At 64.5% G+C, this 12,045-nt stretch carries 11 protein-coding genes and 1 pseudogene; 4 read left to right on the plus strand and 8 right to left on the minus strand.

Annotation, left to right across the window (positions count from 1 at the left end):
• The 3 genes from msrA to trhA all read right to left on the minus strand — a co-directional run.
• The coding region (gene msrA / locus ACO48X_RS03945) for a peptide-methionine (S)-S-oxide reductase MsrA (RefSeq protein ID WP_485000733.1) at positions 1-657 on the minus strand (657 nt) is incomplete at its 3' end.
• A 2-nt stretch (positions 658-659) separates the two neighbouring features.
• Positions 660-1,145 carry a transcription elongation factor GreA gene (gene greA, locus ACO48X_RS03950; protein WP_485000734.1) on the minus strand — a complete coding sequence of 162 codons (486 nt, stop codon included), beginning with the start codon at positions 1,143-1,145 and terminating at the stop codon, positions 660-662.
• Between the two features lie 186 nt (positions 1,146-1,331).
• Positions 1,332-2,018, minus strand: coding sequence for a PAQR family membrane homeostasis protein TrhA (gene trhA / locus ACO48X_RS03955; RefSeq protein WP_485000735.1), 687 nt, complete (start codon positions 2,016-2,018; stop codon positions 1,332-1,334).
• 110 nt (positions 2,019-2,128) lie between these two features.
• On the opposite strand from trhA, the gene ACO48X_RS03960 reads away from it, so the two are divergent.
• Positions 2,129-2,890, plus strand: coding sequence for an isoprenyl transferase (locus ACO48X_RS03960; protein ID WP_485000736.1), 762 nt, complete (start codon positions 2,129-2,131; stop codon positions 2,888-2,890).
• A 519-nt stretch (positions 2,891-3,409) separates the two neighbouring features.
• On the opposite strand, the gene ACO48X_RS03965 is transcribed toward ACO48X_RS03960, so the two are convergent.
• From ACO48X_RS03965 to xseA, 3 genes are read right to left on the minus strand one after another with little or no spacing between them, the layout of a single operon-like run.
• Positions 3,410-4,396, minus strand: coding sequence for a PfkB family carbohydrate kinase (locus ACO48X_RS03965; RefSeq protein WP_485000737.1), 987 nt, complete (start codon positions 4,394-4,396; stop codon positions 3,410-3,412).
• A complete protein-coding gene (locus ACO48X_RS03970) occupies positions 4,393-4,935 on the minus strand; it encodes an exodeoxyribonuclease VII small subunit (protein WP_485000738.1) in 543 nt (180 codons plus the stop codon). The genes ACO48X_RS03965 and ACO48X_RS03970 overlap by 4 nt, the downstream gene beginning before the upstream one ends.
• Positions 4,913-6,256, minus strand: a complete 1,344-nt coding sequence (gene xseA / locus ACO48X_RS03975) for an exodeoxyribonuclease VII large subunit (protein ID WP_485000739.1) — start codon at positions 6,254-6,256, stop codon at positions 4,913-4,915. Before xseA ends, ACO48X_RS03970 begins: the two co-directional genes overlap by 23 nt.
• A 199-nt stretch (positions 6,257-6,455) precedes the next feature.
• On the opposite strand from xseA, the gene ACO48X_RS03980 reads away from it, so the two are divergent.
• Complete coding sequence (locus ACO48X_RS03980) at positions 6,456-7,508, plus strand: 4-hydroxy-3-methylbut-2-enyl diphosphate reductase (RefSeq protein WP_485000832.1); 1,053 nt, start codon at positions 6,456-6,458, stop codon at positions 7,506-7,508.
• Positions 7,505-8,203, plus strand: coding sequence for a DNA alkylation repair protein (locus tag ACO48X_RS03985; RefSeq protein ID WP_485000740.1), 699 nt, complete (start codon positions 7,505-7,507; stop codon positions 8,201-8,203). Before ACO48X_RS03980 ends, ACO48X_RS03985 begins: the two co-directional genes overlap by 4 nt.
• 14 nt (positions 8,204-8,217) lie before the next feature.
• Here ACO48X_RS03985 and ACO48X_RS03990 read toward each other — a convergent pair whose 3' ends face one another.
• Positions 8,218-9,450 carry a DNA recombination protein RmuC gene (locus tag ACO48X_RS03990; protein WP_485000741.1) on the minus strand — a complete coding sequence of 411 codons (1,233 nt, stop codon included), beginning with the start codon at positions 9,448-9,450 and terminating at the stop codon, positions 8,218-8,220.
• A 326-nt stretch (positions 9,451-9,776) separates the two neighbouring features.
• Between ACO48X_RS03990 and ACO48X_RS03995 the strand changes: the two genes are divergently transcribed.
• Positions 9,777-11,003, plus strand: a complete 1,227-nt coding sequence (locus ACO48X_RS03995) for an MFS transporter (RefSeq protein WP_485000793.1) — start codon at positions 9,777-9,779, stop codon at positions 11,001-11,003.
• 301 nt (positions 11,004-11,304) lie between these two features.
• On the opposite strand, the pseudogene ACO48X_RS04000 reads toward ACO48X_RS03995, so the two are convergent.
• Positions 11,305-12,045, minus strand: a pseudogene (locus tag ACO48X_RS04000) (hypothetical protein); the annotation flags it as partial.

The raw sequence follows: 12,045 nt of genomic DNA on the forward strand, positions 1-12,045 counted from the left end.
GGCGCCTGGCAGCGGGCATGCCATTCCGGTGCGGGCGTGACATTGGTATCCGTTCGGATTCTTGTCGAGGTATTGCTGGTGCCAGTCTTCGGCGGGGTAGAAGGGAGCGGCCTCCAGAGCCGGCGTCACTTCCGTGACGATCTTCCCGAATCCATTGTTTTCAAGAACTTCTTGATACGCCTCGATCATTCGCCTGGCAAGTTCCTCCTGCTGCGACGTCGTCGGAAAGATCGCACTGCGATACTGGGTGCCGATATCCCCTCCCTGGCGGTTGAGGCTCGTCGGGTCGTGGGACTCGAAAAATGCCTGGAGAAGGCGCTCGGTCGGCAGCCGTGAAGGCGCATAGAGGACGCGCACGGTTTCGGTGTGACCTGTCTTGCCCGTGCACACCTCTTCGTACGTCGGATTTGGGGTGAAACCGCCCATGTAGCCGACCGCCGTCGCATCGGCGCCGAGCTCCCACGCGAGCTTTTCCGCGCCCCAGAAGCATCCGGAGGCAAGATAGAGAACTTCCTGATCCGGCCCCGGTTCGGCCAGAATGTCGGTTCCAAGGACGGCATGGGGCGCGGGGGAAGGCAGAACCGGTGCGTCGCGTCCCGCAAGCGCGGTCTCCGGCGTCGCCGGCGTTTGTTTGTCCGAAGACTCCCAAAGGAACATCTTCAGCCCTCGAAAGGCTCGATTTTGACGATTTCAACCGGGATCTTCCGCCCGGTCGGCGTGGCGAACTTCGTGGACTCGCCTTCCTTGAGACCGAGAATGGCCTTTCCGAGAGGAGCGGATTCGGGGTAGATCTCGATGTCCAAATGGTCGGATGCCTCTCGGGAGCCTATAAGGAAGCGCTCCTCCTCGCCGGCGATCTTCGCAGTGACGATCACCCCGGCCTGCACTTCTGTGGCGGCGGGCGGCTCGGAAACCGTCGCATTCTCGAGCAGATGCGTGAGCTCGGCAATGCGCCCTTCCAGTTTCGACTGCTCTTCGCGGGCAGCCTGGTAGCCGCCGTTTTCTCGAAGGTCTCCCTCGTTGCGCGCCGCTTCGATCTTGCGTGCGATCTCGGCGCGGCGGACGGTGGTCATCTCCTCAAGCTCAGCCCGAAGGCGCTCGTACGACTCTGGAGAGAGCCACGCTCTCTTGCTTTCGTCAGTCATGTGTTCTCCTTAACAATGGTCGGTGCGCGTACGCGCACCGACCGACGATTGAATGTGCGAAGACGCACGCCGTCCTCGCTTAGACGACGCGCGGACGATCCCCGCTCAAAGAACAGTTGTGCCCGCGGGAAGCGGGCAAGCCGATGCTCACCCTACCAGGTGGAGCCGATGAACGCCGCGTCGCCTCTACTTCGCCGCCATGACGACGAACCAGACGGCCACGGCCTGGCAGGTGTAAGCCAGCAACGTGCACGCGTGGAAGAACTCGTGGAAACCCCACACGCGAGGCCAAGGATTAGGCCACCGCAGGCCGTAGAAAACGGCCCCCACGGAGTAGACGATCCCTCCTGCGAGGATCAGCCAGACCACGGCGGGGCCGCCTGCCGTCCAATACTCGGGGAGGAACCACACGGCGATCCAGCCGAGCAGAAGATAGAGCGACGTCGAGAGCCATCTCGGGGCGTCGGGTTTGAACACGGCGAGGAAGATCCCGCCGAGGGCGCCTGCCCACACGGTCCCCAGCACGTAAGCGGCTGTGCGCGGCGCAAGCATTGCAACCGTCAGCGGCGTGTAGGTTCCCGCAATGAGGAGGAAGATATTGGAGTGATCCATCCTCTTCAGAAGCAGCTCGATTTTCGCAGACCACTTCCCGAGGTGGTAAACGGCTGAATGCCCGAAGAGCACAACCGAAGAAACCCCGAATACCAGGCACGCCAGCTTCATCCCCGTCGTCGGAGCGAGGGCGATCAAGACGATTGCGTTGGCCAGCGCCAGCGGCGCGGTGATTGCGTGAATCCATCCCCGTGCCTTCGGCTTGGGCAAGGAAGCGAGAAGACTGCGCCGATCCCTGCGCGATACAGCCGCTGAAGTCATGATGCCACTCCTATCCGTCTCTGCCATTTTAGGCGGCAGCTTGAGCTTTCGCGTGCATGTGCGATTGGCGTCACCTAGGCTAGTCTCACCGAGTCAATAGGAGGTTGAAGGTGGCCGCGTCGGCATTGCTGTACAGATTGTATGAGCGCAGGCTCATGGGTGGGCTGGGGTCTGCTGATTTGCCGCGTCATATCGGCGTCATGCTCGACGGAAATCGGCGGTGGGCGAAAGAGCTGGGGCGCAACGCCTCTTTCGGTCACAGGCGCGGCGCCGACAAGATCAACGAGTTCCTCACGTGGTGCGACGAGGTCGGCGTCCAACTGGTCACGCTGTGGCTGCTGTCGACGGACAATCTCAAGCGGGCGCGCGAAGAGATCGACACGCTTTTGGAGATCATCGCCGCGGCGGTTGAGCGCTTGGCCGCCGCTCACACGTGGCGCTTGAAGACGGTCGGCAACCCGCAGATGCTTCCCGAGCCGTTCGTCTCCCGCATGGAAGCGGCCGAATCGAAAACCTCCGACGTGAAGGGGATGCAGGTGAACATCGCCGTCGGCTACGGGGGGCGCCAAGAGATCACCGACGCCGTGCGTTCGCTGCTGGCTGAGCAGGCGACGTCGGGCAAGACTCTCGCCGAGGTGGCCCGCTCGATCAAGATCGACGACATCACGGACCATCTCTACACGAAGGGCCAGCCTGACCCCGACCTCGTCATTCGCACGTCGGGCGAGCAGCGCATGAGCGGATTCATGCTGTGGCAGACGGTTCACACCGAGCTGTACTTTTGCGAGGCGTACTGGCCCGATTTCCGAAAGGTCGACTTTCTGCGAGCGCTGCGCGACTACACGCAGCGCGAGCGGCGTTTGGGAAGGTGAGGTGGAAGCGGAGCTTGCAGCGACGGCGCGCGCCGACCGCGGCCGCGGACGGGGCCGGCCTGCGACGAATGGGGGTCGACGGAGCTGGAATCCTGGATCAAGGTTGAATCCGTGAGGGCGAGGTTCGGGGCCGGGCATATAGCTTGAAGCCGTGGGCCGCTTTTGCGACCCACGGCTCTAGCGTGTGTGTGATGCCTCGCCGCGCCTATTCAGCAACGCTCATACGATCTCGATCCCCACCGAGATTTTTGCCGTGGGAACCAGAGCCGAGTTCCGGCTCCCACGACATAGCTGTTATCTAACTGTTTCAAGATGTTATCAGTTTGTTATCTAGTGCGCAAGGCGATCCGTGGAGGAAAATCTGCCCTATGTGCGCGGCGCTCGATACTGCCGGGGAGCGGCCGTTGCGTAGGCCGACGCGAGGATGCCAAGGCCGACGGCGAGCGGGAGCGGCTGGCGGCAGAGGCCCGCTCGGAGCGGCGACGACGGGTTTTGGCGAGGCCTCGCGAAGGGTGCGCCTCAGGCTTCGGCGAATGTCGAAAAGCTGTAGGCGTCGTAGGCGAGAGCCAGCTCCTCGCGCGTGGGCGGATTGACGCCGGGGCGGGAGACGGATATGGAAGCGGCTGCCGCCGCGTATGCGCCGAGAGTCTCCAAATTCGTCGGCGAGATCGCCGCCAGCCGGTCGCGATTGGCGGCGCCGCTGAGAGAGATGCGCGTGATCCCGTCGATGAGCGCGGCGAAGAAGGCGTCGCCGGCGCCTGAGGAATTGACGACGTCGACCTGCCTCGCGGGAACGTGAATCGTTTCGCCGGCGGCTGAATACATGAGAGCTCCTTCGCTCCCGCATGTGACGACCGCCAGGAGAACCCCCGATTCCAGCCATCGTCCGGCGACCTCTTCGATGCTCGCGTTCGGTCCGTAGACGAGTGCGATGTCCTCGTCGGAGGACTTCACGACGTCGGCGTACCCGGCGAAGCTCTCGACGACGGCGCGCGCCTCGCGGATGTCCCCCAAAAGGGCCGGGCGGACATTCGGATCGTAGAAGACCGTGACGTTCTCGCGCAGCTCTTCGACCCAGTTGCGCACCTTTGCGGCGCCCGGCTGGAGGTGGCAGGCGGCCGAGCCGAAAGCCAGGGACTGAGGATCGAGGAGGTCGAGGTCGAGCTTGCAGGCGCCGGAGAAGGGTTTGTCTTGTATGTCCCAGGTGAAGTCGAACGAATAGCTTGCGCTTCCCGATGCGTCGAGGCTCACGTGGCTGACCGACGTCGGATTGGTCCGCTCGCCGTCGGCGCGAAGCCAAAGCTCCAAGCCGTTGGAGGCGGCGTACTCGGCGAGGATCCGCCCGTTGGCGTCCAATCCGAAGTCGGTCACCAGTCGGGTTGTGCGGCCCAGATGCCGCAGGCCGATGGCCACGTTGAGCATCGCGCCGCCGGGGGTGAGGCGGGTCGAGCCGTCCGGCGCCGTGATCTTGTTGATGAGCGATTCGCCAATGAGAAGCACGCTCATTTCTTCTCCCTGCCCGATCCGCGCTCGGCGCCTTCGACGTCTGACGCCCTTCGCGCCGATTGCCCGCCCCCGGATTCGCCCTGGCCGGCTGTCGATTCGCCTTGGCCTGCACCCGATTCGCCTTGGTCTGCACCCGATTCGCCCCCGGGTCCCTCTGCCTCGGCGCCGCCGCGTGCGGCGGCCAGGCGCTCGCGGGCGCCGTCGAGCCAGTCTTGGCAGTGCCGCGCAAGCTGCTCGCCGATTTCCCACAGTCGGAGCGACTCCTCGAGGGGGATCGACCCCTGTTCGAGGCGGACGACGATTTCGACGAGCCGAGACCTGGCTTCCTCATAGGTGAAGGCGTCAATGCCCTCGAGGAGCCCGTCGCCGCGGACATGGCTTTCGCCGCGGCCGCTCGCTTCGCTCCGGGGTTCGTTCCCGTCGCTCCGGGTTCCGCTCTCTCCGCTTCGGGAGTCGCTCTCTTTGCTCTGGGGCCCGCCTCCTTCGCGCTTGGGCTCGACGTCGGCGCCCTCTCCATTAAGGGCGTTCTTCTTGGGCATGCTTTCCTCCTTGTGGAGCGGCTGCGGTGAGATTGTCTTGGTTGGCGGCAAGCCCCTCTTCGGCGAAGGCCCTGCCCTGTTCGGCGACGGCGGCGACGGAAAGGGAGAGACGGCCCCGCGCGAGGACCGCTTCGACCTCTTGGCCTGTGCGGACGTCGGCGGCGTTTGAGACGACGGCTCCTTCTGAGAGCAGGATCGAATACCCGCGGTCGAGAGTGGCCTGGGGGGAGAGAGCCCGCAGATTTGCGACTGTTGCGGCGAGTTCGCCCGCTGCGTCGGCGATTGCGCGATCGACGTGCGTCCGCATCCATCGGGCGAGGGAGAGCAAGTCTTCTTCGCGCACGTCGACAATCGTTTCGGGGAAGGCCAAAGCGGGCCGCGCGCGAACGGAGTCGAGCTCGCTTTGCGCCCGGTCAAGGCGTGCCTGCACGGCGGATCGGCCGCGACGGGCCGCCTCGGCGATCGTCGCCAGCTCCTCGGCGACGTCGGGGACGATGCGTTTTGCCGCGTCGGTGGGCGTCGATGCCCGCAAGTCTGCGACGAGGTCGAGGATGGGGCTGTCGCCCTCGTGCCCGATCGCCGAAACGACCGGCTTCTTCGCCTTTGCGACGGCGCGCACGAGCCTCTCGTCGGAGAAGGGAAGCAGATCCTCAACGCTCCCTCCGCCTCGCGCGAAGACGACGAGGTCGACGCCGGGGGCTTCCTCCAGCGACTCCAACGCCTCGATCATCGCTTCGACGGCGCCTTCGCCTTGCACCCTGACCTCGCGCACGTCGAACCGCGCCGCAGGCCAACGGCCGAGGACGTTGACGAGGACGTCTTCGCGCGCTTTGGTGTTGCGCCCGCATATGAGCCCGATCTTCCCGGGAAGGAAAGGAACCTTCGTTTTACGCTCTGCTGAGAACAGGCCTTCGGCGGCGAGCCGGGATTTCAACTGTTCGATTCTGGCCAGAATGTCGCCCAGTCCGACGGGGCGAACCTCGTCCGCCCATAGCGAAAGGCTCCCGTTGACCTCGTAAAAGTCCGGTTTGGCGCACACCACCGCCCGGCTGCCGGGCTCGATCGCCGCCGGAAGAAGGTAAGCCATGATCTTGACCGTGATGGAAACGTTGGCTTCGAGGTCACGCAAGGTGAAGAACTGGACTTTCGCCCCGGGGCGGCGCTGAAGCGTGATGACCTCCCCTTCGACCCACAGGCGCGACATGGCGGCGACGTATTCCCGAATCTTCATCGACAGCACGCGCAGCGGCCACGGCCGATCGGGCGTGGTCTGGGCGGCAAACTGGGGAAGCTCCTCCGGCACCGGAATTTTTTGTGCCATAGCGAAATTTTTTCACAGGCGCCAAGCGCGGGGCTGTGCCCTAGTTCCCATTCTTTGTTGTGCCCTAGTTCCCATTCCGATCGTCTCGCGCTCGATATCCGCGGCGCACTACCCTAGACACGTGAATGACCAACAAGCGTCGGCCGCCCCGGCGGAGAAGGCGGTTTCCCTTGCGGGAGCCTCGGCTTTCCCCGACCGGATCCCCTCCGTTCCCGGAAAGGACGGACGCCGGATTCTCATCGCAACGCCGCGAGGGTACTGCGCGGGCGTCGATCGCGCGGTCGACGCCGTCGAGAAGGCCCTCGAGCTCTATGGGGCTCCCGTGTATGTCCGCAAAGAGATCGTCCACAACAAGTACGTTGTGGAGACCCTTTCGCGAAGGGGGGCGATTTTCGTCTCCGAGACGGAGGAGGTCCCCGAAGGCGCACGGGTCGTCTTTTCGGCGCACGGGGTCTCGCCGGCGGTTCACGCCGAGGCCGCCGCGCGCAGCCTTCAGACGATCGACGCGACCTGCCCTCTGGTGACGAAGGTCCACAAGCAGGCCGTCCGTTTCGCCAAGGACGACTACGACATTCTGCTCATCGGCCACACGGGCCACGAGGAGGTCGAGGGCACCCAGGGCGAGGCCCCCGAACACATTCAGGTGGTCAACGGGCCGGAGGAGGTCGACGGCATCGAGGTGCGGGACCCTGACAAAGTCGTGTGGATCTCCCAGACCACCCTTTCGGTCGATGAGACGCTCAAAACGGTCAAGCGCCTGCGCGAGAGGTTCCCGAACCTCGTCGATCCGCCCTCGGACGACATTTGCTACGCCACCCAGAACCGCCAGGGCGCGGTCAAGGCTATGGCGCCCGAATGCGACGCGGTTATCGTGGTCGGGTCCGCGAACTCCTCGAACTCGGTGCGATTGGTCGAGGTGGCCCTCGAAGCGGGCGCCGGCAAGGCGTATCGCGTGGATCGCGCCGAGGAAGTGCGAGACGAATGGCTGGAGGGGGTGAAGACCGTGGGATTGACGTCCGGCGCCTCCGTCCCCGAGATTCTTGTGCGCGACGTCGTCGAGCGCTTGGCCGAGATCGGCTTCACTCAGGTGGACCCGGTGCAGACTGCCTCCGAAGACATCCGTTTCTCTCTTCCGAAGAATCTTCGCGCCGATCTCAAAGCGACGGGCGTTCAGCCGGACCGCCCCCACAAGGTGCGTGAGCGCGCCGGAAGAGCGCGTGAGCGCACCGAGAGGACGGGCGTTTCGCAGTGAAAGGGGAACGCTCTGCGAGCCCGACGCCGGAGACGGCAGAGCTCGCTCGCCGTTTGTTCGCGGATTTGAGGGCTGCCGCCGACGGCGAACGTGCCGTGCAGATGGCGGCCTACATGCGCGACCAGTTTCGCTACCTCGGCGTGCAAACCCCGGCCCGCCGCAAGATTTCGAGGCCGTTCTTGAACGCCGCGAAGAAGGAGCGCCTTCTCGACTGGGACTTCGTCGATGCCTGTTGGCAGGCCGAGGAGCGCGAGTTCCAATATGTCGCCACCGACTACCTGCGGAAGGTGCGCCATCTTCTGACCGTCGCGGACCTGCCGAGGATCCGTGGTCTGGCGGTGACGAAGCCGTGGTGGGACACGGTCGATTCGCTTGACGCGACGGTGGGAAGCATCGTCGCGCAGTCGGCCGAGGGGCGCGAGCTGATCCTGGAGTGGGCGCGCGACGAAAGCATGTGGGTGCGACGTTTGGCGATCGACCATCAGCTGCAACGCAAGGAAAGCACCGACGTCGAACTGCTTTCGTCGATCATCGAGGCCAACCTCGGCTCGGGGGAGTTTTTCATTGACAAGGCCGTCGGCTGGGCGCTGCGGGACTATTCGAAAACGGATCCCGAGTGGGTCCGCGCGTTCATCGCGGAGCACAGGCAGGGAATGGCCGCCCTCGCCGTTCGGGAAGCGAGCAAGTATCTCTGAACCGGCCCGCTGGCCTAATCTTCAAGTTCGTCGATGATCTCCGCAGCGGTGAACGAGCGGACGTGCGCGGATTCGCCGTCGAGCGTCTGCGGCGTTTCGATGCTCGTCTCGATCGATTCGAATTGGCTCGCCGTCTGGATCAGCCTGCTGTTGAGCGAAGCGATCGTCTTGTTGTAGTTGCTGACGGCCGAGCGCAGCGAGCCCCCGAGTTTGTCGACGTGGTTGGCCACCGTCCCGATCCTTTTGACGAGGGTGCGGCCCAGGGCGAGGATCTCCTGAGCCTCCTCGGTCACCCGGGCCGAGGACCAAACCGCTGCCACAGACCGCAGGAGCGCGAGGAGGGAGCTTGGAGTGGCCGGGGCGATTCCGGATGCGAGGGCGTCTTCCAGGATGGTCGGATCGTCGGCCAAGGCTTGCGACAGAAGCGACTCCGCAGGGAGGAACATGACGGTGATTCGGGGGGACCCCGGAAACTCGGCAGGATAGTCGCGTTTGGCGAGCTCTTTGACGTGAGCCCGGACCGCGCGGGCGTGTTCGGCGACGAGCTCGGAACGCCGAGCCTCGGAAAACTGGTCGGTTCCCTCGATTTCCTGTGCTTTGAGCAGCGCTGTGAGGGGAACTTTCGCGTCGACGGCGATGTGTGCGCCTCCCGGAAGATGCACGGTCATGTCGGGGCGCGCCGCGGACGCGCCGGCCCCGTTCGTCGTCGAAACGTTCTGTTGCTCGGAGAAATCGGTGTGCTTGAGCATGCCCGCAGACTCGACGATGCGCCGCAGTTCCACCTCACCCCAGCTTCCCCGCGAGGAGCCGGACGTCAAGGCGGCGCGCAGCGACGTCGTCTCCCGGGCGAGTTCCCGGTGAGCCGAGGCCGTCGCCGAAAGCTGCTCGCGCACAGCCGCATCCTGCGCAGCCTGCTTGGCCTGCATGGACGCGACCCTCTCGGTCATGTCTTTGAGCCTTGCGGACAGCGGTTCGATCATCCTCAGGAGCGCCTGTTCGTTTCTGGCCCGCTGGGAGAGCTCGACGTTTTCGCGTTCGAGCACGTCCGCTCGGCCGGTCGCTTCGGCCGCCGCCGCCTGCCATCGCGTGGCGTCCGCCTGGACCAGCCCGAGCTCCGCCCTGTGATGGGAGGAGTCCTTGTCGTTTTGACTGCGCGTTCGGTCCAGCGAAACATAGTGGCCGAGGCCGAATCCAGAAGCGAAAACGGCAAGAAGGAGAAGCACGAGGAGCAATGCTGGAATCTGCATGAATCGATCATCGCACGAGTCTCCGACGCTTTTCGGCCGATCGTCTCCGCCACCCGGCAGACGCCCGCTCGCCGTCGTCCGAGAATCGCTTGACGGCACGGCCGCGCTCAGTCCAAAGGCAGCCTGCCGCCCGGCTGGTCAAACGGCGCTTGCGCGACGCATCCCCTCGATACAATCGGCGCGTGAAGAAAGGCAATCACGATCGCCGGGTGTCGGGGCAAGGGCCGACGCCGGAACTGAACCCCGCGTCCGAACCAAGTCGAGTGTCGGAAGCGAACCCGACGACGAAAACGAGCCGGACATCCGAACCAGGCCGCAAGCGCGGATTGGCTGAAGAAAGCCAATCCGCCGCCAAGAGACGCGCGCGGGCCGGCATCTCACTTTTCTTCTTCACCAACGGTGCGATCTTCGCGGGAATACTGCCGCGGTTTCCCGAGGTGAAGAGCGCCTTGGGCTTGAGCAACGCCGAGTTCGGCGTGCTGGCAGTCGTCTCGGCCGTGGGGTCGATGTGCTCGGCGAACCTTCCCGCCTACTTCATCCGCAAGATGGGGGCGCTGTCGGCGTCGCTGTGGTGGACGGTCGCGCTCGTCGCGGCGATCGGCCTTGCCGGCGTGTCCGTAGAACTGAAAAGCCCCGTGTTCTTCGGGGCTTGCCTCTTCACTGCGGGAGCCTCGGACGCCATCGTCGATATGGCTCAAAATCGCCATGCTATGCGGATTCAAGCGGCATACGGAAGAACCGTCATCAACTCCCTCCACGCCCTGTGGAGCGCGGGGTGCATCGTAGGCGGCCTTCTCGGCACGGGATTGGCGGCCTTGGGAGTGCCCCTGTGGATTCACACGCTAGGCGCCTCTCTTGCGCTTTTGTGCGTCGCCGTTGCGGCCGTCCGCCTGTCGGAGCTTTCCGACGACGCCGTTCCCCAGCGGGCCCGGGCGGAACACGCCCGCGGCGGCGCTCTCGGCGCTCGTTTTCTCACCTTGGTGCCCCTCGCCCTCATAGGAATCGCCGGAAATCAGATCGAGATCGTCGGCAACGACTGGAGCGCCAACTTTTTCGCCGGCCCAGTGGGCTGGAGTGCCGCCGACGCTGGAATCGCTTACGTCATCATGGTCGCCGCCCAGTTCGTCGGGAGAATTATGGGCGATCCGATGGTCGACCGGTGGGGTCGGGTCCCGGTGGCCCGAGCCGGTTTTCTCCTGTCGGCCTTCGGATTTGCGGCTGCCGCCGCTGCGCCCGTCGCGGCGGTCTCGCTTCCGGCTTTCGCCTTGGCAGGATTTGGAAGCGCCACGATCGTCCCCGCCGTCTACGCGGCGGCCGACGCCGCGTCCGGCTTCCGCGAGGGAAGCGCGCTGACCTTCGTCGGCTGGCTTATGCGGGCGGCAAACTTGGCGACGAGCCCGCTCATCGGCGCGATCGCAGACGGGTGGAGCCTGCGCTTCGGCATTCTCTTGCCTTTGGTTCTCGGCGCGATCGCGCACGTCTACATGAATCGCCTCGACTACGGCGACGCGCCCGACGTCGCCGTTGCGAAGGCCCTCGAAACGGACCGATAAGCGGTCGTCGGCCAAAGAAACCGGCGGACAGCGCAAACGCGAGGAAAGGCCGTCGGACCGCAAACCCGAGGAAGGCGCCGACGGAAGAAAACCTCGGCCGAAGATGCGGCGCAGAGAAAAACGACAAAAAGCGGGCGCCGCACACCGTGAAGGTGTGCGGCGCCCGCGGGTTCCGTCGGATCCGGTCACTCGGCGTCAATGTGCTTCCGGCGGCAAACGAGCAGCCGTTCGAATAGGCCGTTCGTCGAATCGCCTCGCGTTTCGATCCGCAGTGACTCGTCAATCTGCCGACGACGCGTCGTCACTTCTTTGCCGCGTTCATCTTGACGTTGACCAGAGCGCCGCGGTCCACGGCCTTTCCGGCGGCAACCGTCTTGCCCGACGGGTCGATGGCCTTGGCGACGTCCTCGGGAAGGGGCTTGCCGCTGCCGCGGGCCTTGCTTCCTTCCTTGAGGCTGTAGTTGCTCTGGTTGTAGGCGCTGTTGGAGTCGGCCTCCTTGACGAAGTAGGGATTCTGCGCCCGGGAGCCAAAGGTGTCGAGCGCGTGCGTCTCGATCCCCTTGACGGCATTGCCCGCGTTGGAATCCTTCGAGATGTCGGCGGCCTTCGCGAACTTGACGTCCATGGGCCCGTCCTTCTGAGGATCCTTTGATGGGAGGTCCCAGTTCATGACGATCGGCTCGTTGGACTGGTTGCTCCTGTAGTAGACGTTGTAGTCGAAGCCGGCAAACATCTGATTCGAGTAGATTTCCTTGCCGTTCGTGTTCTTGGCGCCGTCAAGGTAGACAGGCATGGCCAGCGGAACGTTCGTGGCGTCCTTGGGGCCGTTGGAAGCCCGGGACGAGAGGATGTTGTTGTAGACCTCGACGCCGGTGGTGTTCCAGCTCAGACGGTGCTTTGTCGACCATTCCTCGGGGAACACGCACTTCTCGCTGTTCTTCTCGCGGGAATTGCAACCGTCATACCGCGCGTCCTCGTAGACGTAGATCGGACGGTAGGTGCGCGATATCGTGTTGTTGTACACCTTCACCTTGTCAGTTCC

Source organism: Peptidiphaga sp., from assembly GCF_057238965.1.

Excerpts from the sequence above, each read along its gene's own strand:
- greA (WP_485000734.1), bottom strand. The coding sequence starts at position 1,145 with ATGACTGACGAAAGCAAGAGAGCGTGGCTCTCTCCAGAGTCGTACGAG.
- trhA (WP_485000735.1), bottom strand. The coding sequence starts at position 2,018 with ATGACTTCAGCGGCTGTATCGCGCAGGGATCGGCGCAGTCTTCTCGCT.
- ACO48X_RS03965 (WP_485000737.1), bottom strand. The coding sequence starts at position 4,396 with ATGAGCGTGCTTCTCATTGGCGAATCGCTCATCAACAAGATCACGGCG.
- ACO48X_RS03970 (WP_485000738.1), bottom strand. The coding sequence starts at position 4,935 with ATGCCCAAGAAGAACGCCCTTAATGGAGAGGGCGCCGACGTCGAGCCC.
- xseA (WP_485000739.1), bottom strand. The coding sequence starts at position 6,256 with ATGGCACAAAAAATTCCGGTGCCGGAGGAGCTTCCCCAGTTTGCCGCC.
- ACO48X_RS03990 (WP_485000741.1), bottom strand. The coding sequence starts at position 9,450 with ATGCAGATTCCAGCATTGCTCCTCGTGCTTCTCCTTCTTGCCGTTTTC.